At 61.7% G+C, this 26,829-nt stretch carries 29 protein-coding genes; 2 read left to right on the top strand and 27 right to left on the bottom strand.

The window, feature by feature from the left end:
* Window positions 1-10: 10 nt before the first annotated feature.
* From Q9290_RS10170 to Q9290_RS10205, 8 genes are all read right to left on the bottom strand, one after another.
* Window positions 11-496 carry a protein disulfide oxidoreductase gene (locus Q9290_RS10170; RefSeq protein WP_306079541.1) on the bottom strand — a complete coding sequence of 162 codons (486 nt, stop codon included), beginning with the start codon at window positions 494-496 and terminating at the stop codon, window positions 11-13.
* The gene (locus tag Q9290_RS10175; RefSeq protein WP_306079542.1) at window positions 493-2,532 is read right to left on the bottom strand and encodes a protein-disulfide reductase DsbD family protein; all 2,040 of its coding nucleotides are present in this window, start codon (window positions 2,530-2,532) and stop codon (window positions 493-495) included. The genes Q9290_RS10170 and Q9290_RS10175 overlap by 4 nt, the downstream gene beginning before the upstream one ends.
* Window positions 2,533-2,584: 52 nt before the next feature.
* The gene (locus tag Q9290_RS10180) at window positions 2,585-2,902 is read right to left on the bottom strand and encodes a hypothetical protein (RefSeq protein ID WP_306079543.1); all 318 of its coding nucleotides are present in this window, start codon (window positions 2,900-2,902) and stop codon (window positions 2,585-2,587) included.
* An 11-nt stretch (window positions 2,903-2,913) separates the two neighbouring features.
* Window positions 2,914-3,516: a LysE family translocator gene (locus tag Q9290_RS10185; RefSeq protein ID WP_306079544.1), complete on the bottom strand. Its 603-nt coding sequence runs from the start codon at window positions 3,514-3,516 to the stop codon at window positions 2,914-2,916.
* A 116-nt stretch (window positions 3,517-3,632) separates the two neighbouring features.
* Window positions 3,633-4,178 (bottom strand): DUF1439 domain-containing protein, encoded by a 546-nt coding sequence (locus Q9290_RS10190; RefSeq protein WP_306079545.1) that lies wholly within the window; start codon window positions 4,176-4,178, stop codon window positions 3,633-3,635.
* A gap of 86 nt (window positions 4,179-4,264) precedes the next feature.
* Window positions 4,265-4,702, bottom strand: a complete 438-nt coding sequence (locus Q9290_RS10195) for a YaiI/YqxD family protein (protein ID WP_306079546.1) — start codon at window positions 4,700-4,702, stop codon at window positions 4,265-4,267.
* Entirely contained in the window at window positions 4,702-5,103 is a 402-nt protein-coding gene (locus tag Q9290_RS10200) for a DUF2750 domain-containing protein (protein ID WP_306079547.1), read from the bottom strand. The genes Q9290_RS10195 and Q9290_RS10200 overlap by 1 nt, the downstream gene beginning before the upstream one ends.
* A gap of 33 nt (window positions 5,104-5,136) precedes the next feature.
* Window positions 5,137-5,337, bottom strand: a complete 201-nt coding sequence (locus tag Q9290_RS10205) for a DUF2061 domain-containing protein (RefSeq protein WP_306079548.1) — start codon at window positions 5,335-5,337, stop codon at window positions 5,137-5,139.
* A gap of 213 nt (window positions 5,338-5,550) precedes the next feature.
* Between Q9290_RS10205 and aroG the strand changes: the two genes are divergently transcribed.
* Window positions 5,551-6,606, top strand: a complete 1,056-nt coding sequence (gene aroG, locus Q9290_RS10210; protein ID WP_306079549.1) for a 3-deoxy-7-phosphoheptulonate synthase AroG — start codon at window positions 5,551-5,553, stop codon at window positions 6,604-6,606.
* Window positions 6,607-6,754: 148 nt separating this feature from the next.
* Here aroG and lipA read toward each other — a convergent pair whose 3' ends face one another.
* From lipA to leuS, 14 genes are all read right to left on the bottom strand, one after another.
* Window positions 6,755-7,720, bottom strand: a complete 966-nt coding sequence (gene lipA / locus Q9290_RS10215) for a lipoyl synthase (RefSeq protein ID WP_306079550.1) — start codon at window positions 7,718-7,720, stop codon at window positions 6,755-6,757.
* Window positions 7,717-8,370 carry a lipoyl(octanoyl) transferase LipB gene (lipB, locus tag Q9290_RS10220; RefSeq protein WP_306079551.1) on the bottom strand — a complete coding sequence of 218 codons (654 nt, stop codon included), beginning with the start codon at window positions 8,368-8,370 and terminating at the stop codon, window positions 7,717-7,719. The genes lipA and lipB overlap by 4 nt, the downstream gene beginning before the upstream one ends.
* 9 nt (window positions 8,371-8,379) lie before the next feature.
* Window positions 8,380-8,643, bottom strand: a complete 264-nt coding sequence (gene ybeD / locus Q9290_RS10225; protein WP_306079552.1) for a DUF493 family protein YbeD — start codon at window positions 8,641-8,643, stop codon at window positions 8,380-8,382.
* A gap of 167 nt (window positions 8,644-8,810) precedes the next feature.
* Window positions 8,811-9,983 (bottom strand): serine hydrolase, encoded by a 1,173-nt coding sequence (locus tag Q9290_RS10230; RefSeq protein WP_306079553.1) that lies wholly within the window; start codon window positions 9,981-9,983, stop codon window positions 8,811-8,813.
* A gap of 70 nt (window positions 9,984-10,053) precedes the next feature.
* Complete coding sequence (locus tag Q9290_RS10235) at window positions 10,054-10,878, bottom strand: septal ring lytic transglycosylase RlpA family protein (protein WP_306079554.1); 825 nt, start codon at window positions 10,876-10,878, stop codon at window positions 10,054-10,056.
* Complete coding sequence (gene mltB / locus Q9290_RS10240) at window positions 10,862-11,833, bottom strand: lytic murein transglycosylase B (RefSeq protein WP_306079555.1); 972 nt, start codon at window positions 11,831-11,833, stop codon at window positions 10,862-10,864. Before mltB ends, Q9290_RS10235 begins: the two co-directional genes overlap by 17 nt.
* A gap of 18 nt (window positions 11,834-11,851) precedes the next feature.
* Window positions 11,852-12,952 carry a rod shape-determining protein RodA gene (gene rodA, locus Q9290_RS10245; protein WP_306079556.1) on the bottom strand — a complete coding sequence of 367 codons (1,101 nt, stop codon included), beginning with the start codon at window positions 12,950-12,952 and terminating at the stop codon, window positions 11,852-11,854.
* Entirely contained in the window at window positions 12,942-14,831 is a 1,890-nt protein-coding gene (mrdA, locus tag Q9290_RS10250) for a penicillin-binding protein 2 (protein ID WP_306079557.1), read from the bottom strand. Before mrdA ends, rodA begins: the two co-directional genes overlap by 11 nt.
* Before the next feature lie 3 nt (window positions 14,832-14,834).
* Window positions 14,835-15,305 carry a 23S rRNA (pseudouridine(1915)-N(3))-methyltransferase RlmH gene (gene rlmH, locus Q9290_RS10255; protein ID WP_306079558.1) on the bottom strand — a complete coding sequence of 157 codons (471 nt, stop codon included), beginning with the start codon at window positions 15,303-15,305 and terminating at the stop codon, window positions 14,835-14,837.
* Window positions 15,302-15,646 (bottom strand): ribosome silencing factor, encoded by a 345-nt coding sequence (gene rsfS, locus Q9290_RS10260; RefSeq protein WP_306079559.1) that lies wholly within the window; start codon window positions 15,644-15,646, stop codon window positions 15,302-15,304. Before rsfS ends, rlmH begins: the two co-directional genes overlap by 4 nt.
* A 32-nt stretch (window positions 15,647-15,678) precedes the next feature.
* Window positions 15,679-16,326, bottom strand: a complete 648-nt coding sequence (gene nadD / locus Q9290_RS10265) for a nicotinate-nucleotide adenylyltransferase (RefSeq protein ID WP_306079560.1) — start codon at window positions 16,324-16,326, stop codon at window positions 15,679-15,681.
* Entirely contained in the window at window positions 16,323-17,345 is a 1,023-nt protein-coding gene (gene holA / locus Q9290_RS10270; protein WP_306079561.1) for a DNA polymerase III subunit delta, read from the bottom strand. Before holA ends, nadD begins: the two co-directional genes overlap by 4 nt.
* Window positions 17,345-17,833, bottom strand: coding sequence for an LPS-assembly lipoprotein LptE (locus tag Q9290_RS10275; RefSeq protein ID WP_306079562.1), 489 nt, complete (start codon window positions 17,831-17,833; stop codon window positions 17,345-17,347). The genes holA and Q9290_RS10275 overlap by 1 nt, the downstream gene beginning before the upstream one ends.
* Window positions 17,834-17,922: 89 nt before the next feature.
* The gene (leuS, locus tag Q9290_RS10280) at window positions 17,923-20,502 is read right to left on the bottom strand and encodes a leucine--tRNA ligase (protein WP_306079563.1); all 2,580 of its coding nucleotides are present in this window, start codon (window positions 20,500-20,502) and stop codon (window positions 17,923-17,925) included.
* A gap of 115 nt (window positions 20,503-20,617) precedes the next feature.
* Here leuS and Q9290_RS10285 point away from each other — a divergent pair, with 115 nt between their 5' ends.
* Window positions 20,618-21,103, top strand: coding sequence for a zinc ribbon-containing protein (locus Q9290_RS10285; RefSeq protein WP_306079564.1), 486 nt, complete (start codon window positions 20,618-20,620; stop codon window positions 21,101-21,103).
* Window positions 21,104-21,233: 130 nt separating this feature from the next.
* Here the strand turns inward: Q9290_RS10285 and lnt are convergent, their stop codons facing one another.
* From lnt to miaB, 5 genes are all read right to left on the bottom strand, one after another.
* Window positions 21,234-22,751, bottom strand: a complete 1,518-nt coding sequence (gene lnt, locus Q9290_RS10290; protein ID WP_306079565.1) for an apolipoprotein N-acyltransferase — start codon at window positions 22,749-22,751, stop codon at window positions 21,234-21,236.
* A complete protein-coding gene (gene corC / locus Q9290_RS10295) occupies window positions 22,752-23,633 on the bottom strand; it encodes a CNNM family magnesium/cobalt transport protein CorC (RefSeq protein ID WP_306079566.1) in 882 nt (293 codons plus the stop codon).
* 3 nt (window positions 23,634-23,636) lie between these two features.
* Window positions 23,637-24,104 carry an rRNA maturation RNase YbeY gene (ybeY, locus tag Q9290_RS10300; RefSeq protein WP_306079567.1) on the bottom strand — a complete coding sequence of 156 codons (468 nt, stop codon included), beginning with the start codon at window positions 24,102-24,104 and terminating at the stop codon, window positions 23,637-23,639.
* On the bottom strand, window positions 24,101-25,165 hold the full coding sequence (locus tag Q9290_RS10305) for a PhoH family protein (RefSeq protein ID WP_306079568.1): 1,065 nt from the start codon (window positions 25,163-25,165) through the stop codon (window positions 24,101-24,103). The genes ybeY and Q9290_RS10305 overlap by 4 nt, the downstream gene beginning before the upstream one ends.
* 102 nt (window positions 25,166-25,267) lie before the next feature.
* Window positions 25,268-26,698, bottom strand: coding sequence for a tRNA (N6-isopentenyl adenosine(37)-C2)-methylthiotransferase MiaB (gene miaB, locus Q9290_RS10310; RefSeq protein ID WP_306079569.1), 1,431 nt, complete (start codon window positions 26,696-26,698; stop codon window positions 25,268-25,270).
* Window positions 26,699-26,829: the final 131 nt, after the last annotated feature.

The raw sequence follows: 26,829 nt of genomic DNA on the forward strand, positions 1-26,829 counted from the left end.
TTTTTTGATCCTACAGCCAGCTTATCAGCCAGCGTCTGAGCAGCATGCCCGGCAATGTGGTGAAACCGGTGGTGGCCAATTTCAGCTCGCCCTGGTGCACCACCATCAGGGTGGGGGTGACGCCAATGCTCAAGCTGCGCGCCAGCCGGTTGTCGGCGTCGTTAATCACCGCAAAGTCATACCCTTTTCCGCGCATATACGCCGTGACCCTGGCATCGCTGCCCGAGGCGATGGCAATGCTCATGACCGGGCCGGGCACCAGGTTCACCATGGGGGAAACCAGCCGGCAGATGCCGCACCAGCTGGCCCACACATAGAGCAGCACGGGCTCACTGTGGCTTTGGGCGGCCAGATCCACCGCCTGGCCTTTCAGGGTGATCTGTTCGCCCAGTATGCCGGCCGAGGCAGGCAGATCCCGGCTGCGCCACAGATCCACCGCCGTCATGAGCACCAGCCCCACCAGGCCATAGCCCAGCCACCGTGTCAGTGACCTCATTGGGCGGCATCCAGCGCCGACAGCACCCGCTCCGTGGTCAGCAATACCTCCAGCTCCCGGCCGTCGGGCAAACCCGGGCCAAACACCTGATTAAAGGGAATGCCGGCCCGGCCGTGAGCGCGCAGGTAGTCGGTGATCACCGGATCGGGACGAGTCCAGTCGCCGCGCATCAGCACCACATTGGGCTGTTGCAGGGCGCTGTACACCGGATCCCGCTGGATCACGCCAATCTTGTTGGCCTGGCAGGTAATGCACCAGTCGGCGGTAATGTCCACGAATACCCGGTTGCCGGCGGCCACTTCCCGTTCGATGCGGGGAATGTCCAGGGGCTGCCAGGCCAGCTCCGGCTTGGCCGGGCTGACCCAGCGCTCCTGAGTCAGCAGTGCCACGCCGCCGAGCACGGCACCGGCCAGGCTGAGCCCGGCCAGGCCAAACACCAGCGCCTGGGCGCCGTGGCGACGCAGCAGTGACCACAGCGGCAGCACCACCAGCAGAGTGCCCAGTAACAGGCTCAAGGTAGAGCCCAGGGTGGAAGAAAGCAGCGACAGCAACCACAGGCTGGTGGCCAGCAACATGAGGCCAAACAGCCACTTGACCTTCACCATCCAGGGGCCGGGGGTGGGCATAAAGCGCACAAAGCCCGGAAAGGCCGCCAGCAGCAGCCAGGGCAGGGCCATGCCCAGCCCCAGACCGGTAAAGATGGCAATCAATATTAACGGTGAGGACGCCAGCGCCGCGGCCACTGCCGTGCCCAGAAAGGGCGCACTGCAGGGCGTGGCCAGCAGGGTGGCGAACATGCCCTGCATCAGATGGCTGCCGCCGCCGCCGGGGCCCGTGGCCAGCCAGGTGCTAAGCCGGCTGGGCAGGTGAATTTCAAACAGGCCAAACAGGTTGAGGGAAAACAGTGCGGTGACCGCCAGCATAAAGCCGATAAAGCCCGGCTGCTGAAACTGGATGCCCCAGCCCAGTTGCGCGCCGGACCAGGTCAGCGCCAGCATAAAGGCGGCCAGTCCCCAGAACGACAGCAGAATGCCGGCGGCCGAAAGCAGCAGCGGCCGGCGCACCTCGGCGCGGCTGCGATGGCCCAGCAGCAGGCTGTTGAGCTTGAGCCCCAGCACCGGCAACACGCAGGGCATGATGTTGAGAACAAGGCCACCCAGCAGGGCATAGCCGAGCGCCAGCCACAGCCCGGGCTGCGTGCTGCTGTTCGGCAGGGCGCCCCTGGCCAGGGTCACGCTCAGCTCTTCGGCCAGGTTGGTGTCGGCCACGGTCACGGTGAGGGACTCGCCGTCAAGGTTGAGCCCGGGATCCCAGCTGCTGACCAGAAAGCGGGCGTCCAGCCGGTCGCCGTCCACGCTGAGATCGGGCTGACTGAACACCGAGGTGTCGGTGTCGTCGATAAACACCACCGGCTCATTCCAGCCGGCGGGGTTCTCAAGGATCACCGAGACCCGTTCCTGGCTGGCATCCCAGCGGCCGTCGGTCGCCTGTATGCGGCTGGCCGGGCGCGGCACTCGGGACAGGGCCTGCTGAAACGCGTGGTTGGTGGTTTCATTCAGGGCAAGACCGGGATCGAGCGGCAGCGACAGGGAATACTCGGTGAGCACGCAGATGGTGGTACAGCTCGGCAGGGTCAGGGTGGCGTTCAGCATCGCCGGCTGGCCGGCATTCGCCGGCGTGATCAGCAGCGGAAAGTTTACATCGTGCTGATAGCCCTGGGTTTCTATGCCCAGCAGGTGAAAGCGGTCGGGCAGGGGCCAGCGCCAGTCCAGCCCGGCAATGTTTTGCGAGTCCTGCCACTCCAGCCGGGGCGCAATGCCACCTTCACCGGGGGAGCGCCAGTAGGTTTTCCAGTCGTCGGCCAGTTTTACCTGCAGCAGGGCGGCATATTGTCCGCTGGTATCATTCAGCGGGCCGTTTTGCACCAGCCGCACCTGCACCGGTGGATGGTCGGGGGACTGCAGCCAGCCGGTGTCGGCGGCGTGCGCGGTCAGGCTGGCAAGCAGCAGTAAGCACAGTGAAAAAAGTCGGTACACGTTAAATTCTCCGGTCGTCAACGCCAAGCATAAGATGAGAGGGCCTTGACTGTCATTCCCGGAATACGCAAAGCACCAGATGGCGCCGCTGTTCGGGCACCGGCTCGGGAGGCGGCACGGGCCGGCGGCCAGGGCGGCCGGCCGGAGCCAGCCACCAGCAGAGCAGGGCGATCAGGCCCAGCAACAGACTGTCGGCGTGATCCCAGAACTTGGTGAGCAACTGCTCCGACAGCGAGCAGCCTTCACTGTCGGCCGTGCCGGCAGTGTCATGGGGTTGTTCTACCTGGGCCTGCTGGCCACAGTGGTCCATGAGGCCGATGCGCTGGCCCAGGCAGAGCACGCCCACCAGCAGTACCAGTGCAATGGCCACACGGCCACGGTTCAGCCCAGTGCCAGCCACAGAGCGACTCCCAGCATCAGGCTGCCGGCAATGCGGTTCATCAGCTGAACCTTGCCTTTTTGCTGCAGCACCCGGCTGAGGGTGCGGCCGCCGCTGGCGTACAGCAGCAGGCAGATAAATTCCAGGGTCAGAATGATCGACACCAGGGTGGCCAGCTGGCCGGCCAGGGGCGCCTGGTTATTGATAAAGGGGGGCAGCAGGGCGATAAAAAAGGCCCAGCCCTTGGGGTTGGCAATGGCGGTCACAAAGCCCTGGCTGATCAGGGTGGCGGCGGGAATATGGCGCGGGCCGGCGTCCATCGGACTCAGGGCCAGCTTGCCCCGGGAGCGCCACAACTGAATGCCGAGCCAGGCCAGGTACAGGCCGCCGCCGTACTTGAGCAGCAGAAACAGCTCGGGGTATTGCAGCATCAGCGCGGCCACACCGATCACCGCCAGGCAGGCCACCAGGCCCACACCGGCGAGCTCGCCCAGCATCATCCACAGGGCGCGCTTCACCCCGACCGTCATGCCCAGAGACAGGGCCAGGGTCATGCACATGCCGGGGGTGATCGACACAAAGAAAAAGGTGGGAACAAACACCATTAAAACTGTCGCGTTAATAGGTCACCTGCCTGACAATATCGCTGAAGTTAAACACAATCTGCGCCATTGTAGGTCAGGTGCCGTATATTAAGCCAGCCTTGATAGTGGGGATTGCATCAGTCGCTGAAGCGGGGGCTGAACACCAGCCGGCCGGGGGCGATGTCCATGGCCACAGGCACATTTTTCAGCCAGCTGTAGCGGCCGTCGTCGAGCCGGTACACCGGCTGGTTTTCCAGTACGGCGCGCACCAGCTGCATCATGCCCGCCGAGGCGGCTCCCACATCGCCCTGATAGCCAAAGGCGTTGACCCGGCTTTGCAGCAGGTCGAGATCCCGAATAAAGATGGCGTTTTTCTGCCGGTCGTACACCGGGCGGCCTTCAATCTGCAGATCCAGGGCGGCGGGAAAGCGGGCAATCAGGGCATTGATGGCGGTTTCGCCACGAATGTCAAGGCGCACTACCTGACGGTTGTCGGGCCCGATGGTGAGGTCGAGTTCGTCGATGCGGGTTTCCACCAGCCCCTGGGTAAAGCGGGGCGCCTGCTCTTCCAGTTGGGTGTAGAGCGCCTTTTCCAGCTCGGTTTCGGAGACACTGTACTGGCTGAAACTGGCGCAGGCGCTCAGTAGCAGCGCACTCAGGGCAAGGGTAAGAGTTCTGAACATGGTGTTACCTCTTTAAAAAGTGTGAGGAGTGAGGGGAAGGGGTGAGAAGACCCCATTTATCCCTCACACTTTACTCCTCACCGTCGTTAACGCAGCAGCCGATCGAGCTGGTTGGCAAAGACCTGGCGGTCGGCCTGGCTCAGGGTGGGCGGGCCGCCGGTCTGCACGCCGCTGGCGCGCAGGGTATCCATAAAGTCGCGCATGGTCAGCTTGGCGCGAATGGTACCTCTGTCAAAGCGCTCACCCCGGGGGCTCAGTACCTCGGCGCCCTTGTCCAGGGCCTCGGCCGCCAGGGGAATATCGGCGGTGATCAGCAGATCGCCGGGCTCAATACGTTGCACTATCTCGTTATCGGCTACGTCAAAGCCTTTCGCGACCTGCAGCTGGCGCACCAGTTTTGACGCCGGCACCGGCAGCGCATGGTTGGCCACCAGGATCATTGGTGTGCCGGTACGCTCGGCGGCGCGCAGCAAAATCTCCCGAATGACCTTGGGACAGGCGTCCGCATCCACCCAGATCTGCATCAGTTACGCCGCCCCAGTGACTTTTTGCGATCCAGGGCGTCTTTCAGTTCATAAGGGTCTACCACCACGCCGGTTTCGTTGGGGGTGGGGAACACCGCCACCAGCAGTTCGTCGTCGGTCATGCCCGGCACCCAGCGCTTGAGCCACACATTCAGGCTGATGGCCTCGGGGATGCAGTGTTGCCAGTCACCCTCTGCCCAGTCCCGCGCGAAGTCGGCATGGGGCCACACCGGAATGCAGTCTTCGTCATCGTCTGTGGTCAGCATCATGCAGCCGTGCTCGTCGGTCAGGATCCAGATTTCATCCTGCTCGCACACCCGGTTGACGAAATGGTTGAAACGCTCGTCATCGCGCAGGGCGAGCACGGCGGCCTTGTCTTGTTCGGTGAGGGAATAACTCATGCAACTTCTCGCTAAGGGATATGTGACGCATGTTCACATTGCCGCCCCGGTCTTGTCCAGCTTCGCCTTGTCAAAGCGGCGCCAGGCCTGCTCGTGAAAGAAATAGGCCACGGTGTTGATCATGGGCTCCACCAGGGCGATAAGACCGCCTACCAGCAGGCTGCCGGACAGCAGCCAGGCCACACTGAAGGCCACGGTAAAATGCACCAGGGCAAAGGTCAGGGTCTTGTACATGACACACTCCTTATGCGTCGAAGTTATGGTATAGATAATAATGATTATCACTTAATTCGCTAATCGTTCTTTTTTATCGGGCCCATTGGTGTTTCCTGTCAAACAAATGGCGTGCGGCGGCAATCCAGCGTTTACAGCCGGTCCCCGCTCGGGATAGATTGAAAACAGTTTTTAATACGGGCCAGGGGCTCATCAGTACAAGCAGGGTTGCTCATGCATTTTCAGACCGACGATATCCGCATTAACGAAATCAAAGAATTACTGCCACCGGTGGCGGTGCTGGAGAAATATCCGGCCACCGATACCGCGTCGGCCACGGTGTTTGAATCGCGCCAGGCAATCCACCGTATTCTGGCCGGCGAGGATGATCGTTTGCTGGTGGTGGTGGGTCCCTGCTCCATTCACGATACTCAGGCCGCCATTGAATATGGTAAGCGCCTCAAGGTGCTGCGCGAGCGTTATGCCGATACCCTGGAAGTGGTGATGCGGGTATATTTTGAAAAGCCGCGCACCACAGTGGGCTGGAAGGGACTGATCAACGACCCCTATCTCGACAACAGCTTTCAGATCAACGACGGTCTGCGCATCGGTCGCAAGCTGCTGCTGGATCTCAACGACATGGGTCTGCCCACTGCCAGCGAATTCCTCGACATGATCACGCCCCAGTATTTGGCGGATTTGATGAGCTGGGGCGCCATTGGCGCGCGTACCACCGAATCCCAGGTGCACCGTGAGCTGGCTTCAGGTCTGTCGTGCCCGGTGGGCTTCAAGAACGGCACCGACGGCACCATCAAGGTGGCCGCCGACGCCATTGGCGCCGCCAGCGCTTCGCACCACTTCCTGTCGGTGACCAAGTTCGGCCACTCGGCCATTGTGTCCACTGCCGGCAACCCGGACTGCCACATTATTCTGCGTGGCGGCAAGGAGCCCAACTACAGCGCCGATCATGTGGCCACCGTGTGCACCGGACTGGAAAAAGCCAGCCTGCCGCAAAAGCTGATGATCGACTTCAGCCACGCCAACAGCAGCAAGCAGTACCAGCGCCAGATGGTGGTGGCCGAGGATGTGTGCGGCCAGATCGCCGCCGGTCAGCAGGCTATTATGGGGGTGATGGTGGAAAGCCACCTGGTGGAAGGCCGCCAGGATCTGAAGGAAGGCTGCGAGCTGACTTACGGCCAGAGCATTACCGACGCCTGCATTGGCTGGGGAGATACCGAGAAGATGCTGGCGCAACTGGCCGAGGCCGTCGCCGCCCGCCGTCAGGCCTGACTGATGTGAGGGGTAAGGTGTGAGGCCTTGCCCTGAGCTGAACGACAAAAAGGAGCCGAAAGGCTCCTTTTTTATGTCTGATGGGTCTGACCAAAGGGCGAGGAATGTTTCTCCCCACCCCTCACGTCGACCCCCTCAGATGTGAGGCTTACTTTACTTCCACACCCTGCGCCTGCAGATCGGCGTGGTAGGACGAGCGCACGAAGGGGCCACAGGCGGCGTGGGTAAAGCCGATGCTGTCTGCAATCTCTTTCAGCTCGTCAAACTCGGCGGGCGGCACATAGCGCTTCACCGGCAGGTGGTGACGGCTGGGCTGCAGGTACTGGCCCAGGGTCAGCATGGTGACGTTGTGCTCGCGCAGATCCTTGAGCACTTCCACGATTTCCTCGTTGGTTTCACCTAGGCCCATCATCAGGCCGGACTTGGTGGCCACCTGAGGGTGCATTTCCTTGAACCGGCGCAGCAGCTCCAGCGACCACTTGTAGTCGGCGCCGGGGCGGGCCATGCGGTACAGGCGCGGGGCGGTTTCCAGGTTGTGGTTGAACACGTCCGGCGGCGTGTCCTTGAGGATCTCCAGCGCGGTGTCCATGCGGCCACGGAAGTCCGGGGTCAGGATCTCGATTTTGGTGTTGGGGCTCTGCTCGCGAATGGCGCGAATGCAGTCGGCAAAGTGCTGGGCACCGCCGTCGCGCAGATCGTCCCGGTCCACCGAGGTGATCACCACGTATTTGAGGCCCAGCTCCTTGATGGTCTTGGCGAGCTTGGCGGGCTCTTCCGGATCCACCGGCAGCGGGCGGCCGTGGGCCACATCGCAGAAGGGGCAGCGGCGCGTACAGATGGCACCCAGGATCATAAAGGTGGCGGTGCCGTGGTTGAAGCATTCGGCCAGGTTGGGGCAGGACGCCTCCTCACACACCGAGTGCAGCTTGTTCTCGCGCATGATGTTTTTGAGGCCCTGTATGCGCTGGCTGCTGGGAGGAAGCTTGATCTTCATCCACTCCGGCTTGCGCAGCACTTCCTCTTCCTGATCGGGCAGGTGTTTGACCGGAATAAGGGCCATCTTGTCGGCGTCACGCAATTTTACGCCGGGTTCGACGCGTACGGGTTTGCTCATAATTTTACTTTCTCTGTGGTGTAGAAGAGATGTTGATAGCCAAGCCGGTCCGCCAGCAGGGGCACCAGGCGGGACTGGGCTTCTTCGAGGGTCTGGGGGCCACCCAGGGTGCTGCACTGGGTCATGGCCATGCCCGCATAACCACAGGGGTTGATACGCAGGAAAGGGCTCAGATCCATATTGACGTTCAGGGCCAGGCCATGAAAGGAGCAGCCCCGGCGCACTCGCAGGCCGAGCGAGGCGATCTTGCTGTCGGCCACATACACGCCCGGGGCGTCGGGCTTGGCATAGGCCTCAATCCGGTATTCATTCAGCAGGCTGACAATGGACTCTTCCATGGCGGTCACCAGGTTGCGCACGCCCAGTTTCTTGCGGCGTACGTCCAGCAGCAGATACAGCACCAGCTGGCCGGGGCCGTGATAGGTCACCTGGCCGCCGCGGTCGGCCTGTACCACCGGTATATCACCGGTATTGAGCACATGCTCGGCCTTGCCGGCCTGCCCTTGAGTGAACACCGGCAGGTGCTCCACCAGCCAGAATTCATCGCCGGTGTCTTCATCACGCTGATCGGTGAAGGTCTGCATGGTGTGCCAGACGTGCTCGTAAGACGAAAGGCCCCAGTGCCGAATGGTCAGTTTATCCTGCTGCATGAGTCAGCCTCAGAGCACGTATTTGACCAGCTCGATCTTGCCGAGCTCGGTATACAGCAGCTCGACATGCTCCTTGCTCTGCACCGTGACATGCACGCTCACAGAGTGGTAGTTGCCCTTGCTGCTGGGGCGTACCTGGGGGCTGTAGTCACCGGGAGCGTGTTGCTGCAGTACTTCCACTACCAGTCCGGGCAGGCGCTCATCGGCCAGGCCCAGTACCTTGAACGGAAAACGGCAGGGAAATTCGAGCAACTCATCAAATTTGGTATTCATGGCAACCTTTGAAAACGGCAGTATTCAATTGGGAATGGAGGCAATTTCCACCATCCTTGTCGCATTTTTATCATAAATGCGGTTAATCTGAAACCGACAACTTGCAGGGTCTTTTGAGGGTGGGGCAGGGCAAGTGGGGCCGAATGAATATCGGCCCCGTGGTGCTATCAGTCGAACAGCCCTTGAATCAGCAAGGTGATGTAGTCGATCAACCGGCTGAACAGGCCACCCTGTTCAATGTCTTCCAGCGCCACCAGCGGCACAGTGGCCACGTCCTTGTCACCCAGCTTGAGGTGCAGGGTGCCTACCTGCTCGCCCTTGGCCAGCGGCGCTTTCAGAGCCTGATCCAGAGTGAAGTCGGCCTGCAGGCTCTGGGCCTGACCGCGGGGAATGGTGACCGCCACGGCCTTGTCCACCCCCAGGGCGACCGTACTCTTGTCGCCCATCCAGATCTTCTGATCCACCAGCTTGCTGCCAGCCTCGTAAGGAGTCAGGGTCTGGTAGAAACGAAAGCCGTAGGTCAGCAGCTTTTTGCTTTCCGCCGCCCGGGCGCGTTCGTTGGCGGCCCCCATGACCACGGCGATCAGACGCATGTCATCCTTGGTGGCGGACGACACCAGGTTGTAACCCACGGCGCTGACGTGACCGGTCTTGATGCCGTCCACGTTGAGGGACTGATCCCACAGCAGCGAGTTGCGGTTGTGCTGGGTGATGCCGTTAAAGGTAAACGACTTCTCGGCGTAGATGGCGTATTCCTCCGGCACATCGCGGATCAGGGCCTGGCCCAGCAGCGCCATGTCGTGGGCGGTGGTGTACATGTCATCGCTGTGCAGGCCGTGAGGGGTCACGAAGTGGCTGTCGTTCATGCCCAGTCGCGCGGCCCAGGAGTTCATCAGATCGGCAAAGGAGTTGACGCTGCCGGCCAGATGTTCGGCCACCGCCACGGTGGCGTCATTGCCGGACTGAATAATGATGCCGCGGTTGAGATCGTCAATGCTGACCTGCTTGCCCACTTCCAGAAACATCACAGAGGAGCCGGGGAAGTTCTGGGCCCAGGCGGCCTCGCTGATGGTCACCAGGTCGTCACGCTTGACCTTGCCTTCTTCCAGGGCCTGGCCCAGCACATAAGAGGTGAGCATTTTGGTCAGGCTGGCCGGGGGCAGCTTCTGATCGGCATTTTCTGCCACCAGCAGCTGGCCGCTGGCGTAGTCCATCAGTACGTAGGATTTGGCGGCAATGGCCGGCGGCTCGGGGATCATGGACACCGAGGTTTGTGCCTGGGCGGCAAAGGACATCAGGCCGGCAATGGCGAGACTGGACAGAGTGTTAACCGTACGCATAAGGTGAGTCAGACCCTTGTTTGAAAAATAAATGGGCAGTGAATGCCGTTGAAAATACATCGAAATCCGTTCACTTCAGGAAATATGCCTGTTCGTAGCCGGCGGCGATCAGCCGGGTCAGAATGTCGTCCGTCTGGGTGACCGGGATAGGTCCCATTTGCAACTTGTACCAGTCGGACTGGTGCTCTACCCGGGCCGGAAAACCATACTCTCTGCTCAGCCGGGCCGCAAGCTCCCTGGCCTTGTCGCCGGAGCGGGTGGCCAGCAGCTGAATGTGCCGGCCCGGCCCCTGGTTGGCCAGACGAACGTCTTCCTTGCTGGGGGCCACCTTGATCAGCTCCACCTTTACCGGTGCCGTGCCCTTGCCGAGCATGCCCAGCTTCCAGGCGGCGGCGTAGGACAGGTCGATAATGCGGCCGTCGTGAAAGGGGCCCCGATCATTGACCCGCACCAACACCTGCTTGCCGTTCTCGGTATTGGTCACTTTGACAAAGGAGGGCAACGGCAGGTTCTTGTGGGCGGCGGTCATGGTGTACATGTCGTACACCTCGCCGTTGGAGGTGTGATAGCCGTGAAACTTGGCGCCATACCAGGACGCCATGCCTTCGTCCTTGTAGTTTTGCACGTCGCGCCACACCTGGTAGTCCTGGCCCCAGACATTGTAGTCCTTGTTGCCCTGGCGGCTGTAGGGTTCAAAGCGGGGCTGGGCATCCTTGACGTGAGACATGTCCGGCATTTCGCCCGGGGCCTTGTCCTGGCGCAGGGAATAACGGCCGCCGGCAGTTTCCCGGTCGTAGCTGTCGTCCTGAGTCTGCTCGGGGGGCTCGGGCTGGCTGCCGCAGGCGGCCAGCAACAGGGCGGCCAGCGGAAGTAGACGTTTAAGGTTGTTGTTCATGGGCTTGCCTGATTGCCTCGCTCAGTTGGTAGACCGCCATGGCATAGAGCGGGCTGCGGTTGTAACGGGTGATCACGTAAAAGTTGTGGCGTACCACCCAGTATTCCGGGCCGTCGGCGCCGTCCAGCTTCAGCAGCTTGACCGGGGTGTCCGGTGCCAGCTCGGCGTCGGTGCTGACGCCGGCAGCGGCCAGTTCGGCCCAGCTGTAGTCGAGCTCCAGCGCAGGCGAAAGCAGCGCCTCGGCGGCCTGTTCGTCGGTGACCACCGCCCGGTGGGCCACGGGCTCGCCCGGTTGCCATTTATGCTCGTGAAAGTAATTGGCGACGCTGCCGATGGCGTCGGTGGCGTCAAACAAATTGGTGTGGCCGTCTTCGTTGAAGTCCACCGCATAGTGGCGGTAGCTGGAAGAAATAAACTGGCCCATGCCCATGGCTCCGGCGTAGGAGCCCTTTTGTTCATCCAGGCTCCACTGCTGCTGTTCGGCCAGCTTCAGATAATGGCCCAGCTCGGAGCGGAAAAAGGCCCCCCGGGGCGGATAGTGAAAGCCGAGGGTATAGAGGGCATCGAGTACCTTGTAGGTGCCCATGTGGGCGCCGTAATAGGTTTCCACGCCGATGATGGCGGTGATGATCTGCGCCGGCACCGCCAGCTCTCGCTCGGCCCGGGCCAGCAGCGTATCGTGCTCGTGCCAGAAGGCCGCGCCCTGTTCAATGCGCTTGTCGGTAAGAAAGATGGGCCGGTACTGGTGCCAGGGCTTGCCTTCGGCGGGCCGGGTCATGGCGTCGATGATGGCTTGCTGGTACTGCGCCTCAGCCAGGGCCTGGTTTAATGCGTCCTGGCTCAGTTCGAACTTGCCGGCCAGCTCATCAAGCCACTGTTGTTGCTCGGGCACGGTCGGTGCCGCCGAGGCTGCCGTTGATAACCACACTGCCGCAGAAAGAAGGGCGAGGCGCATTAAAAGGTTCCTTGTCTGTTATTTCGCCAACAGGCGTTTGTGAGTATGAACGGACATGAGAATGCCAAATCCCGCCATCAGTGTCACCATGGAGGTACCGCCGAAGCTGATTAACGGCAGGGGCACCCCCACCACCGGCAGCAGGCCGCTGACCATGCCGATGTTGACGAACACGTACACGAAAAAGGTCAGGGTCAGGGCGCCGGCCAGCAGGCGGGGAAAGGCCCCCTGCGCCTGTACCGAGATCTGCAGGCCGCGGCCGATAATAAACAGGTACATCAGCATCAGCAGGCTGACCCCAACCAGGCCGAATTCCTCGGCCAGCACCGCGAAAATAAAGTCGGTATGGCGCTCGGGCAGGAACTCCAGCTGGGACTGGGTGCCGTGCAGCCAGCCCTTGCCCCACAGGCCGCCGGAGCCGATGGCAATCTTGGACTGAATGATATGATACCCGGCGCCCAGGGGGTCGCTTTCCGGGTTGAGCAGGGTCAGCACTCGTCGCTTCTGGTAGTCGTGCATCAGAAAGTACCAGAGCGCCGGCAGAAAGGCGGCCAGGCCCGCCAGCGCCAGCAGGATCAGCCGCCAGGGCAGGCCGGCGAGAAAGATCACGAACAGGCCGGAGGCGGCCACCAGCAGCGAGGTGCCCAGATCCGGCTGTTTGGCGATCAGCAGGGTGGGTACCATCACCAGCAAAAACGCCAGAAACACGTGCAGCAGGCCGGGAGGAAGGGGATAGCGGCTGATGTAGGCGGCAATGGTGATGGGCATGGCGAGCTTGAGGGCTTCCGATGGCTGAAAACGGAAACTGCCGATTTCCAGCCAGCGCTGGGCGCCCTTGCCGATGTCCCCCACCAGCAGCACCAGTACCAGCAGGAGCACCCCGATAATAAACACCGGCGGTGCCCAGCGGGCATAAAAGCTCGGGGAAAACTGGGCCAGTACCATCATGACGGTGAGCGACAGGCCGATACGCATGCCCTGGCGGGTGACCGCCTGCAGATCCTCACCGGTGGCGGAATAGAGGACCACCATGCTGGCGCCGAGCAGCAGCAGCAGGCCCGCCAGCAGCGGCCAGTCCAGGTGCAGGCGCTCTCCCAGAGTACGGCGATCATTGTTCATGGGCGATGACTTCCTCGTTGGGCAGGGATTCCGGGGCCAGGTAGGCGTCGAGCATGGCGCGGGCGATGGGGGCGGCGTGGGAGCTGCCGCCGCCGGCGTTTTCCAGCACCACCGACACCACCGCCTGTGGATTTTCAAAGGGCGCAAAGGCCACGAACAGGGCGTTGTCGCGCAGGTGTTCGCGCAGGCTCTTGTGATCGTACTGCTGATTTTCCGCCAGGCTGAACACCTGAGCGGTGCCCGACTTGCCGCCGGCCACATAGGCGGTGTCCTTGAAGGCCTTGCGGGCCGTCCCTTCGCTGCCGTTCACCACCCGCCACATGCCGGTCAGGGCCACCTTCCAGTAGTTTTCCTGTTTAAGCCGAATGGGCTCGCCGTGGCTGATGGGCATGCTCACCTTGTTGCCGTTGAGCACGATGCCGTTGAGCAGGCGCGGATGCACGGTGTCGCCGTGATCCACCATGATGGAGGTGGCCCGGGCCAGCTGCAGCGGGGTGGCGGTCCAGTAGCCCTGGCCGATGCCCACCGAGATGGTGTCGCCCTGATACCAGGGCTGCTTGTGGCGGCGCTGTTTCCAGTCCCGGGACGGCATGGTGCCGGAGGCTTCCTCGTGCAGATCGATGCCCGAGGCCTGGCCAAAGCCAAAGCGGCTCATGTAGTCGTGAATGGTGTCGATGCCGGTGCGGTAGGCCAGATCGTAGAAAAAGGTATCGGCGGAGATTTCGATGGCCCGGTACACGTCCATCCAGCCATGGCCCCAGCGGCGCCAGTCGCGGAACTTGCGTTTGGTGTTGGGAATTTGAAAGTAGGGGCCCCCGAAATAGCGGGTGGAGGGCGTGATGGCGCCCTCGTTCAGGCCCATCACCGACATCATGGGCTTGACCGTGGAAGCCGGCGCGTAAATGCCCTGGCTGGCGCGGTTGATCAGCGGGCGATCCGGGTTTTGCAGAAGCGCCTTGTAGTCGGGGCTGCTGATGCCGTGCACGAACAGGTTGGGGTCGTAGCTGGGGTTGGACATGATGGCCAGCACCTGGCCGTCTTTCGGGGTCATCAGCACGATGGCACCGCGCTTGCCGTCCAGCAGTTTCTGGGCCTGTTGCTGCAGCTTGATGTCGAGGTTCAGATAAATGTCACTGCCGGGCACCGGCGGCTCGTATTTCAGGGTGCGGATCACCCGGCCCCGGTTGTTGACCTCCACTTCCTGATAACCGACGTGGCCGTGCAGCAGATCCTCGTAATAGCGCTCCACGCCCAGCTTGCCGATGTCGCGGGTGGCGGCGTAGTTGGCCAGCTTGTTGTCTTCCCCGAGGCGGTCCAGATCCCGGTCGTTGATCTTGGCCATGTAACCCAGCACGTGGGTCAGGGTGTCCTTGTAGGGATAATGGCGCTTGAGATAGGCCTCGATGGCGGCGCCGGGAAATTTGTGTTGGTTGATGCTGAAGCGGGCCACCTGCTGTTCGTCCAGCCGGTTGACCAGTACCACGGGGTTAAACCGGCGCTGGCGGCGTACGTCCTGAAAAAAGCGCTCGCGAATGTCGGGATCCAGCCCCAGCAGCTCGATCAGACCGTCGACGGTGGCGTCCAGATCCGCCACCTTTTCCGGGGTGATTTCCAGGCTGTAAATGGGCCGGTTCTCCGCCAGCAGCACGCCGTTGCGATCGTAGATCAGGCCCCGGGTGGGGGCGATGGGCACGACCTTGATGCGGTTGTCGTTGGAGCGGGTCTGGTAGCTCTGGTGCTGGTTGACCTGCAGGTGATAGAGGTTGGCAAACAGCACGCCCATCAGCAGTACGATACCGATAAAGGACACCAGAGTGCGGCGCCAGTGCAAGGAAGACTCGGCGACATGGTCGCGCATTTTTACCCGGGACCTGGCCATGACTTACTCGCGGTGGTAGGGGTGGTTGTTGTTGATGCTCCATGCGCGGTAGAGGCTTTCTGCCGCCACTACCCGCACCAGGGGGTGGGGCAGGGTCAGCGGCGACAGCGACCAGCTTTGCTCGGCCGCGGCCTTGCATGCCGGTGCCAGCCCTTCGGGGCCGCCAATGAGGATGGCCACGTCGCGACCGTCGTGCTGCCAGCGGGTGAGCTGACCGGCCAGTTGTTCCGTGGTCCAGGGTTTGCCGGGAATGTCGAGGGTAACAATACACGCCGACTTGCTCACGGCGGCCAGCATCTGTTCGCCTTCCTTGTACAGAATGCGATCGATGTCGGCATTCTTGCCGCGCTTGCCGGCGGCAATTTCAACCAGTTCCAGGGGCATGTCCCGGGGAAAGCGGCGCTGATATTCCTGAAAGCCCGTGGTTACCCAGGCCGGCATTCTGGTGCCGACCGCCACCAGCTGCAGCTTCATCCGGCCATGGCTCCGGCCGTGCTGCCGCCCCAGAGTTTTTCCAGCTGATAGAAGTCACGGGTTTCTTCCTGCATCACATGCACGATGGCGTCACCCAGGTCTACCAGTACCCACTCACCCGCGCCCTGGCCTTCAATACCCAGCAGATTCAGGCCGGCGTGCTTGGCCTCGGTGGCCAGGTGATCGGCAATGGAGTTGACGTGGCGGCTGGAGTTGCCGGAGCAGATGATCATGCAGTCGGTGATGGTGGATTTGCCGGTGACGTCCAGTACACGAATATCACGGGCCTTGAGATCGTCCAGTTTGTCGACGATAAAGTCGTGCAGTTCTTTGTCTTGCAAGAGTGCCTTCTCCTCGGTGAAACAACGTCAGATTATACCACGGACCCGGTATAGAGTCCCTGTTGTCGAATATAGTTCGCTACCGCATCCGGCAACAAATATTGCGGATTGTTCCCGCGGCGTACACCCTCGCGGATCTGGGTGGATGACACCTCCAGCTCCGGGTTGTCGAGCAGAAAAATATGCCCGGCGGGGGTGCGGTGCAGGCGTTCACGATCCTGGGTGCCGTGGTTCTGGTAGAGCTGCTCAAGGGTGTCGTCAAAGGTAGGTTTCCACCCGGGCCTGTGGCTCACCACCAGGTGGGCATGTTCCAGCAGCTCCTGCCAGCGGTGCCATTTATTCAGGCTGCACAGTGAGTCCATGCCCATGATAAAGCACAGCGGCTGCTGGCCCAGCTCGGCGCGCAGCTCGATCAGGGTGTCGATGGTATAGGACGGCGTGGTGCGGTTAAGCTCGCGCTCATCTACCGTCAGCCCCGGCGTGGCTGCCGCCGCCAGCCGGGCCATGGCCAGCCGGTGCTTTGGTGCGCTGTCCGGCGTGGCCCTGTGGGGCGGAATATGGTTGGGCAACAGCCGCACTTCACTCAGGCCCAGTTGCTCCTGGGCCTGAATGGCGGTGCGCAGATGGCCGACGTGAATGGGGTCAAAGGTACCCCCCAGTAATCCGATGGGTGCAGTCATGGCAATATGATGGGTGTGTTGTCGTCAAAAAATCCGACGCACAGGGCCTGCAGCCAGCGCCAGGCGCTGTCGTCATCAAATGCCGCCACGGCAGCATCGGCGGCGGCCAGCATGCGCGAGAGCGCGTCGAGCTTGGGGGCGCTGAGCCGGTTCAGCGCCGTTTGCATCAGCGGCTGGCGGCTGGACCACACATGCAGGGCGGCCGCCGCCTGGTGAAAGGACTGGCCGTCCGTCAGTGCCATCTGCAGGCTTTGCAGGGTGGTGAGCTCTTTCGCCAGCAAATGGCAGAGCATGCCCGCTTCCACCCCTTCCTGGCGCAGTTGCAGCAAAATGCGGCAGCCCCGTTTGACCTTGCCCTGCAGCAGGGGATCCAGCAGCTGAAAAGGGTTGAAGTGATAATGGGGCTGCACGTGCTGCTGCAGCGCCTGCAATGTCAGCGGCTGGGGCAGGCTGAGAAGGGCCAGCTTTTCAATTTCTCCGGCGGCGGCCAGCAGGTTGCCCTCAAAGGCCAGGGTCAGCCAGTGCAGGGCATCGGGCTCGGCGCTCAGGTGATGGCGGCGCAGGCGCAGTTCCAGCCAGCGCGCCAGGTGGCGGGCGTCCGGCGTGAACACCGGCACCACCGGGCCGGCCTCGGCCAGGGCCTTGTACCAGGCGGTTTTCTGCTGTTGCTGATTGAGGCGGGGGCCGCTTATCAGCAGCAGCAGATCGGGGTGGCACTGGCGCAGCAGCTCACGCAGCCGGTCCGAGCCGGTGCGATCCAGCTTGTCGGGCAGGGTCAGCTCGATGATCTGCCGGCTGCTGAACAGGCTCAGGGTCTGGCTCGCATCAAAAATGGCGTCCCAGTCCAGGCCGTCGTCGGCATCGAACTTGTGGCGCTCGTCAAAGCCCTGGGCCCGGGCGGCCCGGCGCAGCTCGTCGAGGGCTTCCTGTTTGAGCAGGGGCTCGTCGCCATAAATGAAATAGCAGGGCGCGAGCCCTGCCTGAAGATGTTTGCCCAGTTGCTCGGGATAGAGACGCATCAGAACGACAGGCGGCTCAGCTGACGCAAAATCTGCTCGGCGGCCTCGTGCTCCATCTGCTCCCGCAGCTGCTGCTGTTCCCGGCTGGAGGCCAGGGCCTGGGCCGACTTGTCGAGAAAGCTGCGGTTAAAGGCTACGTTAAAGACCTGGCGCGGCTCGTCGGGCATGTCGAGAGTAAAGCGGGTACCAAAGCGCATGGCGTATTCCAGGGTATCGCCCCTGGGGTTGACCGAGGCGGTGGTGTTGGCCTGGCCCACGCCTGAGATGGTCAGTACCGGGGTGTCGCCGTCGTTCTCCACCAGTACCACGCCGGCGCGCAGCAGCCGGGCCGACACCAGCCGGTAGAACTGGGTCTTGTCGTCACCGCTGAGTACCAGCCGTTGCAGCTCGGGCGGCAGGTTGTCGCCGCTTCTGAGCTGAAAGCCACAACCGGTGATCAGCATCAGGGTCAGTGACAACAGCACAATGGCCTTGATTCGAGTGAGCATAACTACTCCTTGATTCACCGTGAGGAGTGAAGGGTGAGGAGTGAGGTGTTTTCTCCTCACTCCTTTCTTCATCACTCCTCACCGTCTGGTCAGTTGGCTACTATGTTCAGCAGCTTGCCCGGTACGTAAATCACCTTGCGAATGGTCTTGCCATCCAGGTGACGGGCGACGTTGTCGTCGGCCTTGCCGGCACGTTCAACCGCGTCCTTGTCGGCATCGGCGGGCACGGTGATCTTGCCCCGTACCTTGCCGTTGACCTGTACCACCACCAGTTTCTCGTCTTCCACCAGGGCGTCGGCGTCCACGATCGGCCACTGGGCGTGGTCGATGTCGTCGTGGCCCAGGGCGCGCCACAGCTCAAAGCAGGTGTGCGGCACTATGGGGTGCAGCATCACTACCACGGCTTCCAGCGCTTCCTGCAGCAGGGCACGGTTCTGCTCGTCGCTCATGTCCACCTTGGCCAGGTGGTTAAGCAGCTCCATGATGGCGGCGATGGCGGTGTTGAAGGTCTGGCGGCGGCCGATGTCGTCGCTCACCTTGCTGATGGTCTTGTGCACTTCCCGGCGCAGGGTTTTCTGGGCACCGTTCAGGCCGGTCAGGCTCAGGGCCGGGGCGGCGCCGTGGGACTGGTGCTCAAACACCAGCTTCCACACCCGCTTGAGGAAGCGCTGAGCGCCTTCCACACCGGAGTCGGACCATTCCAGGGTCATGTCGGCGGGGGAGGCGAACATCATGAACAGACGCACGGTGTCGGCGCCGTACTTGTCCACCATCACCTGGGGGTCGATGCCGTTGTTCTTGGACTTGGACATCTTGGTCATGCCGGTGTGCACCAGCTCGCGGCCGTCGGCGTCCATGGCCTTTTTGATGCGGCCCTTTTCATCCCGCTCCACGGTCACGTCCAGCGGGCTCACCCAGGTGCGGGCACCCTTGTCGTCGGTGTGGTAGAAGGCATCGGCCAGCACCATGCCCTGGCACAGCAGGCGCTTGAACGGCTCGTCGGATTCCACCAGGCCGGTGTCGCGCAGCAGCTTGTGGAAGAAGCGGGCATAGAGCAGGTGCATACAGGCGTGCTCGATGCCGCCGATGTACTGATCCACCGGCAGCCAGTAGTTGGCCTTTTCCACGTCCAGCATGCCCTGGTCGTATTCCGGGCTGCAGTAGCGGGCGTAGTACCAGGACGACTCCATAAAGGTGTCGAAGGTGTCGGTTTCACGCAACGCCGGCTGGCCCTTGTAAGTAGTCTTGGCCCACTCGGGATCGGCCTTGATCGGGCTCTGAATGCCGTCCATCACCACGTCTTCCGGCAGGATCACCGGCAGGCTGTCTTCCGGCGCGCCGACCACTGAGCCGTCTTCCAGGTTGAGCATGGGAATGGGCGCACCCCAGTAACGCTGGCGGCTGACACCCCAGTCGCGCAGACGGAAGTTGACGGTCTTGTGGCCCAGACCTTTTTCTTCCAGGGTTTTGGCAATGGCGTCAAAGGCCTGCTCGAAGTTGAGGCCGTCGAACTCAGCAGAGTGGAACAGCACGCCTTTTTCGGTATAGGCCTCGCTGCTTACATCCAGCTCGCTGCCGTCGGCGGGTTTGATCACGGGTACTATGTCGAGGCCGTATTTGCCGGCAAACTCATAGTCGCGTTGATCGTGGGCGGGTACCGCCATCACGGCGCCGGAGCCGTAATCCATCAGCACGAAGTTGGCGACCCACACCGGCACCTGCTTGCCGGTGAGCGGGTGTACCGCCATCAGACCGGTGGCCATGCCTTTTTTCTCCATGGTGGCCATCTCGGCCTCGGCGACCTTGTTGTGCTTGCAGTCGTCGATAAAGGCGGCCAGCTCCGGATTGTTTTCGGCGGCCTTGGCGGCCAGCGGGTGGCCGGCGGCAATACCCACGTAGGTGACGCCGAACAGGGTGTCGGGACGGGTGGTGTAGACCTCGAAGCTGTCGTCGCTACCGGCCACGTCAAAGCGCAGGGTCACGCCCTCGCTGCGGCCAATCCAGTTACGCTGCATGGTCTTGACCTGCTCGGGCCAGCCTTCCAGCTCGTCGATGTCGCGCAGCAGCTCGTCGGCGTATTCGGTGATCTTGATAAACCACTGGGGAATTTCCTTTTGCTCCACCGGGGTGTCGCAGCGCCAGCAGCAGCCGTCGTTGACCTGTTCGTTGGCAAGCACGGTTTCGTCGTTGGGGCACCAGTTCACCGAAGAGGTCTTCTTGTACACCAGGCCTTTTTCATACAGCTTGGTAAAGAACCATTGCTCCCAGCGGTAGTATTCCGGCGTACAGGTGGCCAGCTCCCGGTCCCAGTCGTATCCAAAGCCCAGTCGCTTGAGCTGGTTTTTCATATAATCGATGTTTTCGTAGGTCCAGGGTGCCGGCGCCGTCTTGTTGTTGATGGCGGCGTTTTCGGCGGGCAGGCCAAAGGCGTCCCAACCAATGGGCTGGAGCACGTTTTTACCCTGAAGCCGTTGATAGCGAGAGATAACGTCGCCTATGGTGTAGTTACGGACGTGCCCCATATGTAGCCGACCTGAAGGGTAGGGGAACATCGACAGGCAATAGAACTTGTCTTTGCCGGCTTGCTCCGTGGCCTTGAAGGTCTGCTGCTCGTCCCAGTGGCGTTGCACCTGGGGCTCGATATTCTGGGGATTGTATTGCTCTTGCATTATGACGTCCGGTTCCGTAAATGAGTGGTAACACCAGCGATAAATCGGCATAGAATACCCTAGGGGGTAGCAAGCAACAATAGTTCACCCCGGCCCTGCCTGAGAGGATAAAGCCATGAGCGAGCAAGACGACAAGCACAAAAAAGGTTACGACGCCTTTGTGGAAGAGCTGCAGCGCCAGTGGGAGATGGCGGAAACCACCACCCTGCGCGAAGCGGTGGAAAAAACCCAGGCCTACATGGAAGCGGCGGGGGATCTGACCAAGGACGAGCTGGCGCTGATCGCCGAGTATGTGAAGCGGGATCTGGCTGCCTTTGGCGATGAAAAGGGCGGCTTTCGCGATAGCCTGTTTTACCGGCGCATCAGCGAAACCGTGTGGGGCTGGCTGGCCGGCGTGACCGACAAGAGCCAGCTGGAATGGCAGGAGCTAAGTGAAGATCTGGCCCATCACGGTGAATATCAGGCCGGCGAGGTAGTGGGGCCGGGCCTGTACGATTGTACCCTGTGCGCTCACCGCCACGAAGTCACGCACCCGGTAACCCTGACCACCTGCCTGGAGTGCGGCCATCATTCCTTTATTCGCCATCCGCTCACACCCTGAGGACAGTTACGGAATACCGTCACTCCGGGCTTGACCCGGAGTCCATCGCATAAAGCGCAGTTCCCAGCAAACTACACCCTTGTCTGCAGTATGGATTCCGGCTCAAGGGCCGGAATGACTACCTCTGTGGTCACTTGAACAGTTGTCGCTCGGCCATCAGTGGCCGAGCCGCCGGCTGGCGGCAGCGAACGGCGATCAGCAGGCTTAACCCCAGTACCGCCAGCAGCGGCAGGTTGCCAAAGCGGGCGTAGGGGGTGAGCCCGGTCATGCCGATGATCTCGGCGGTGAGCACGCCCTGCTCAAACTGGGGCAGGCTGGCGGTCATGCGGCCTTTTTCATCGGTGACCAGGGTGACGCCGTTGTTGGTGGCGCGGATCATGGGGCGGCCCAGCTCCAGAGCGCGCATGCGGGCGATCTGCTGATGCTGCCAGGGACCGATGGAACGGCCAAACCAGGTATCGTTCGACACCGTCAGCAGAAAGTCGGTACTCGGCTTCATGTTATCGCGTACCAGCCCCGGAAAGGCCACCTCGTAGCAGATGGCGACGCTCATGTCCCGGCCGGCGGCGTTAATGTCGGCCTGGCCACGCTCACCCCGGGCAAAGGAGGACATGGGCAGGTTGAAAAACGGCGCCAGCGGCCGCAGCAGGCTGCCAAGGGGGACGAACTCACCGATGGGCACCAGCTGCTGCTTGTAATAACGATTGCCCTGACCCGCCTGATAATGGCCGCTGCCCAGCCCCAGCACGGCGTTGTACACCTCGCCCTGACCCGGGCGCGACACCAGACCGGTGATCAGATCCTGGCCCCGCTCAAACATAAAGCGGTCAACCTGCTCCAGCCAGGGCGCCAGCTGCTGCTCCGAGGCGGGCAGGGCCGACTCGGGCCAGATCACCACGTCGGCATTCAGCGCCGGCCGGGTCAGCTCCAGATAGCGCTTCAGGCTCAGCTCCAGCTGGCCCGGAATCCATTTTAACGACTGCTCGATATTGCCCTGTACCAGGGCCACGCGCAGCGGCTGAGTGGGCGATACCCATTGCAGTTGCTGGCTGGCCACGCCCAGGGCCCACAGCATCCCGGCAAAGGCGGTGGCGCGCCAGCGTTGCTCTCGACCCAGCCACCACAGGGCGGCGGCGGAAAAGGTCAGCAGCCAGCTGATGCCCTGCACTCCCAGCATGGGCGCCAGTCCCGCCAAGGGGCCGTCGAGCTGGGAGTAGCCGAACCACAGCCAGGGAAAGCCGGTGAGCATCCAGCCCCGCAGCCAGTCGGCACCGATCAGTAACACCGGCAGCACCCACAGCAGCCGCGCCCGGGGGGAAGCCACAAAGCGATGGGCCAGCCACAGGGCCAAACCGGTGTAGAGGCTGAGGTAGGCGGCCAGCAGAGCCACCAGCACAAAGGCCACCGGCAGCGGCAGGCCGCCGAACATCGTCATGCTGTTGTGGATCCACCACAGGCCGGGCAGAAACAGGCCCAGGCTCCAGACAAAGCCACGACGGGCGGCGGGACCGGGGGCACACTGGTGAGTGACGGCGAACAGGCCTGTCAGCGACACCAGCGCCAATGGCCAGATATCAAAGGGACTGAAGGCTAAAACGCCAAGGGCCCCGCACAGCAGGGCCCCGAACAATGGCAACAATTTACGCACTTATACCGGCTCCGAGGAGGAGGTTTCCTGATTGTCCGGTATCTTAACCTGCAACTGCAGCAGGCGTCGACGGTCGGCGTGGGCCACCTTGAACACAAAGCCGTTAAGCTCGACCTGTTCGCCCTTGCCGGGCAGGTGACCAAAGGCGTGCATGACCATGCCACCCACGGTGTCGGCCTCTTCGTCGCTGAAGCCGGTCTGAAAGAAGTCGTTGAAATCCTCGATGTCGGTGAGCGCGGCGACCGAATAGACCCGCTTGCTGATCTGACGGATTTCGGCGCTTTCCTCGGCGTCGTACTCGTCTTCAATGTCGCCGACAATCAGCTCGAGAATGTCCTCAATGGTGACCAGGCCGGAGACGCCGCCAAATTCGTCCACCACAATGGCCATGTGATAGCGCTCTTCGCGGAACTCCTTGAGCAGCTTGTCGAGGCGCTTGCTCTCGGGGACCACCACCGCCGGGCGCAGCACCTTGTCGATGGAGAAGTCCTCCTCGGTGAGGCCAAAGCCATAGGGCAGTAGATCCTTGGCCAGCAATATGCCTTCGATATGATCCTTGTCTTCGTTGACCACCGGAAAGCGGGAGTGGGTCGACTCGATGATCATGGGCAGAAAGCTGGATACCGGCTGGGATTTTTCCACCGTCACCATCTGGGAGCGGGGGATCATGATGTCGCGAACCCTTAGTTCGCTCACTTCCAGCACGCCTTCGATCATGTCCTTGGTGTCCTGATCGATGAGCTCGCGCTCACCGGCGTCCATGATCACTTCTACCAGTTCTTCCCGGTTCTTCGGTTCGCCCTGAAACATCTGGCCCAGTCGCTCCAGCCAGTTTTTCTTTGCGGACGAACCGTTGTCTGAGTGTGAATTGTCGTCGTTCACTGCTTAACCTTCATCGTCGTCTTGATAGGGGTTGTCCATGCCCAGCCCGGCCAGAATGACAATCTCTCTGGCCTCCATTACTTCGGCTTCATCATCCTTAATATGGTCAAAACCGAGCAAATGCAAGCAACCGTGCACCACCATGTGGGCCCAGTGGGCCTGCAACGGCTTGTTTTGCTCGGCCGCTTCCCGCTCCACTACCTGGCGGCAGATGACCAGATCGCCCAGCAGCGGCAGCTCTACCCCGGGGGGCGCTTCGAAGGGAAACGACAGCACATTGGTGGGCTTGTTCTTGCCGCGGTAGTCCCGGTTGAGCTCCTGGCTTTCGGCCTCGTCCACCAGGCGCACAGTGACTTCGGTTTCATCACGCTCGCCCTCAAGGGCGGCGGCAAGCCAGGTTTCAAAGTCCTGCTCCGTGGGCAGGCCGGGAGCCTGGTCACAGGCGATTTGCAGATCCAGCCACAGGGTCATGCTTGAGGCTCCTCACCGGATGAAGGCGTTGGCTCTTTTTGTTTCTGTTCTTTCTGTTGCTTCTGAGCGTCGTCAAAGGCCTCATAGGCACGTACGATGCGGGCCACCACCGGGTGGCGTACCACGTCTTCGGCCCGAAAGAAGTTGAACGACAGGCCTTCGACGCCGCTCAGCACTTCAATGGCGTGGCGCAGGCCGGAGCGGGCGTTGCGGGGCAGGTCGATCTGGGTGATATCGCCGGTGATCACCGCCTTGGAGTTAAAGCCGATACGGGTGAGGAACATTTTCATCTGCTCCACCGTGGTGTTCTGGCTTTCATCCAGAATGATAAAGGCATCGTTCAGGGTGCGGCCGCGCATGTAGGCCAGCGGCGCCACTTCAATGACGTTGCGCTCAATGAGCTTTTCCACCCGCTCAAAGCCCAGCATTTCAAACAGGGCGTCATACAGGGGGCGCAGGTAGGGGTCAACCTTTTGGCTCAGATCGCCGGGCAGAAAGCCGAGTTTTTCACCCGCTTCCACCGCCGGCCGGGTCAGCAGAATACGACGGATCTCCTGACGCTCCAGGGCGTCGACTGCCGCGGCCACCGCCAGGTAGGTTTTGCCGGTGCCCGCCGGGCCGATGCCAAAGGTGATGTCGTGGCTGAGAATGTGGGCCACATAGTGGGCCTGGTTGGGGCTGCGCGGCTTGATCAGGCCCCGTTTGGTCTTGATCACCACTTCCTTGCCATAGCGATAACCGGAGTCGGCTTCTTCCTCGTCCTGCTCCAGTACTCTGGCTTCCTTGATCGCCAGGTGCACCTGCTCGGGAGTGATGTCGGGCACGGGCTGGCCCTTGATCGACTGGGTCTCTACGTAGAGGCGGGTAAGAATGTCGTGGACCACCCGGGCCAGGCGTTCGGGGCCGACGATCTGAAAGTGCTGATCCTGGTGGTTGATTTCCACACCCAGGCGGCGCTCCAGCTGCTTGATATTATCGTCAAAGGGGCCGCACAGGCTGGCCAGGCGCTGGCCGTCGGCGGGTTGCAGTTCAAGGTCCAGATGAGTGACGTTGGCTGTCAAGGTAACTCCTGTTCAAAAGCCGGAAGCGATGAGCCCGAAGCCGGAAGCGGGGATGACTTGCTGTTGACTTCCAGCTTCCGGCTTCCAGCTTCAAGCCGCTGTTTAAGGGGTAAAGGTGGCCACGCCGCTGTCGTCGGGCACGCCGTCGGGGCGACGGGCCAGAATGCTTTGGGGCGATACCTGGGTGCGCAAATCCATTTCGTCCTCGCCGCGCAGGAAGGTGCCGCGCAGACTGTGGGGCATGACCTCGGTGATCTCCACGTCGGCAAACCCGCCAATCAGGTGATGGGGCCCTTCAAAGTTCACTACCCGGTTGTTCTCGGTGCGGCCACGCAGCTCCATGGGGTTCAGCTTGGACGGGCCTTCCACCAGAATGCGCTGAACAGAGCCCAGCATCTGGCGGCTGATCAGCTGCGCCTGATTGTTGATGGTGTTCTGCAGCCGGTACAGACGTTCCTTTTTCTCTTCCATCGGAATATCGTCGGGCAGATCCGCCGCTGGCGTGCCCGGGCGCGGGCTGTAGATAAAGCTGAAGCTCATGTCAAAGCCCACGTCCTCAATGAGTTTCATGGTCTTCTCGAAGTCGTCCGCCTCTTCACCGGGAAAGCCCACGATAAAGTCGGAGCTGATGGTAATGTCGGGGCGGGCGGCACGCAGCCGGCGGATCTTGGACTTGTATTCAATGGCGGTGTGCGGGCGCTTCATCAGCGTCAGAATGCGATCCGAACCGCTCTGCACCGGCAGGTGCAGGAAGCTCACCACCTCGGGGGTGTCTTTATACACCTCGATGATGTCGTCGGTGAACTCGATGGGATGACTGGTGGTGTAGCGAATGCGGTCGATGCCGTCGATGGCGGCTACCAAGCGCAGCAGCTCGGCAAAGGTGCAGATGTCGCCGTCATGGGTCTCGCCCCGGTAGGCGTTGACGTTCTGACCCAGCAGGTTCACCTCACGCACGCCCTGCTCGGCGAGCTGGGCAATTTCGTAAAGGACGTCGTCGAGCGGGCGGCTCACTTCCTCGCCACGGGTGTAGGGCACCACGCAGAAGGAGCAATACTTGGAGCAGCCTTCCATGATGGAAACAAAGGCGGTGGCGCCTTCGGCCCTGGGCTCGGGCAGACTGTCGAATTTCTCAATCTCCGGAAACTCAACGTCGACCTGAGCACCGCGCCCTTCCAGCACGGACTTGATCATGGCCGGCAGCCGGTGCAGGGTTTGCGGGCCGAATACGATGTCGACAAAAGGCGCACGGGCACGAATGGCGTCCCCTTCCTGTGAGGCCACGCAGCCGCCCACGCCAATCACCAGTTTGGGGTTGGCTTCCTTGAGCGGGCGCCAGCGCCCGAGCTGATGAAAGACCTTCTCCTGGGCCTTCTCGCGAATGGAGCAGGTGTTTAGCAGCAGGACGTCGGCCTGCTCTGCTTCTTCGGTGAGCTGGTAGCCGTGGCTGGCGTCCAGCAGATCGGCCATCTTGGATGAATCGTATTCGTTCATCTGACAGCCCCAGGTCTTGATATGAAGTTTTTTGCTCATGGCGCTCTAGTTACTGCTGTGGGTCGTGCATTTTGGACCGGGCATTCTACTCCTTTCTCCCGTGAGTGGCCAGATAATATCCAGCCACACAGGGGGCTCGAGTGAGCAAATTGACCCCGGCGAAACAGGGG

Origin of the sequence: Oceanimonas aquatica (genome assembly GCF_030732065.1) — a bacterium.
In the GTDB taxonomy this organism is placed as follows: Bacteria; Pseudomonadota; Gammaproteobacteria; order Enterobacterales; family Aeromonadaceae; genus Oceanimonas.

Coding starts and splice junctions, on each gene's coding strand:
- Q9290_RS10170 (WP_306079541.1), bottom strand. CDS start 496: ATGAGGTCACTGACACGGTGGCTGGGCTATGGCCTGGTGGGGCTGGTG.
- Q9290_RS10185 (WP_306079544.1), bottom strand. CDS start 3,516: ATGGTGTTTGTTCCCACCTTTTTCTTTGTGTCGATCACCCCCGGCATG.
- Q9290_RS10190 (WP_306079545.1), bottom strand. CDS start 4,178: ATGTTCAGAACTCTTACCCTTGCCCTGAGTGCGCTGCTACTGAGCGCC.
- Q9290_RS10195 (WP_306079546.1), bottom strand. CDS start 4,702: ATGCAGATCTGGGTGGATGCGGACGCCTGTCCCAAGGTCATTCGGGAG.
- Q9290_RS10200 (WP_306079547.1), bottom strand. CDS start 5,103: ATGAGTTATTCCCTCACCGAACAAGACAAGGCCGCCGTGCTCGCCCTG.
- Q9290_RS10205 (WP_306079548.1), bottom strand. CDS start 5,337: ATGTACAAGACCCTGACCTTTGCCCTGGTGCATTTTACCGTGGCCTTC.
- aroG (WP_306079549.1), top strand. CDS start 5,551: ATGCATTTTCAGACCGACGATATCCGCATTAACGAAATCAAAGAATTA.
- lipA (WP_306079550.1), bottom strand. CDS start 7,720: ATGAGCAAACCCGTACGCGTCGAACCCGGCGTAAAATTGCGTGACGCC.
- lipB (WP_306079551.1), bottom strand. CDS start 8,370: ATGCAGCAGGATAAACTGACCATTCGGCACTGGGGCCTTTCGTCTTAC.
- ybeD (WP_306079552.1), bottom strand. CDS start 8,643: ATGAATACCAAATTTGATGAGTTGCTCGAATTTCCCTGCCGTTTTCCG.
- Q9290_RS10230 (WP_306079553.1), bottom strand. CDS start 9,983: ATGCGTACGGTTAACACTCTGTCCAGTCTCGCCATTGCCGGCCTGATG.
- Q9290_RS10235 (WP_306079554.1), bottom strand. CDS start 10,878: ATGAACAACAACCTTAAACGTCTACTTCCGCTGGCCGCCCTGTTGCTG.
- mltB (WP_306079555.1), bottom strand. CDS start 11,833: ATGCGCCTCGCCCTTCTTTCTGCGGCAGTGTGGTTATCAACGGCAGCC.
- rodA (WP_306079556.1), bottom strand. CDS start 12,952: ATGAACAATGATCGCCGTACTCTGGGAGAGCGCCTGCACCTGGACTGG.
- mrdA (WP_306079557.1), bottom strand. CDS start 14,831: ATGGCCAGGTCCCGGGTAAAAATGCGCGACCATGTCGCCGAGTCTTCC.
- rlmH (WP_306079558.1), bottom strand. CDS start 15,305: ATGAAGCTGCAGCTGGTGGCGGTCGGCACCAGAATGCCGGCCTGGGTA.
- nadD (WP_306079560.1), bottom strand. CDS start 16,326: ATGACTGCACCCATCGGATTACTGGGGGGTACCTTTGACCCCATTCAC.
- holA (WP_306079561.1), bottom strand. CDS start 17,345: ATGCGTCTCTATCCCGAGCAACTGGGCAAACATCTTCAGGCAGGGCTC.
- Q9290_RS10275 (WP_306079562.1), bottom strand. CDS start 17,833: ATGCTCACTCGAATCAAGGCCATTGTGCTGTTGTCACTGACCCTGATG.
- leuS (WP_306079563.1), bottom strand. CDS start 20,502: ATGCAAGAGCAATACAATCCCCAGAATATCGAGCCCCAGGTGCAACGC.
- Q9290_RS10285 (WP_306079564.1), top strand. CDS start 20,618: ATGAGCGAGCAAGACGACAAGCACAAAAAAGGTTACGACGCCTTTGTG.
- ybeY (WP_306079567.1), bottom strand. CDS start 24,104: ATGACCCTGTGGCTGGATCTGCAAATCGCCTGTGACCAGGCTCCCGGC.
- miaB (WP_306079569.1), bottom strand. CDS start 26,698: ATGAGCAAAAAACTTCATATCAAGACCTGGGGCTGTCAGATGAACGAA.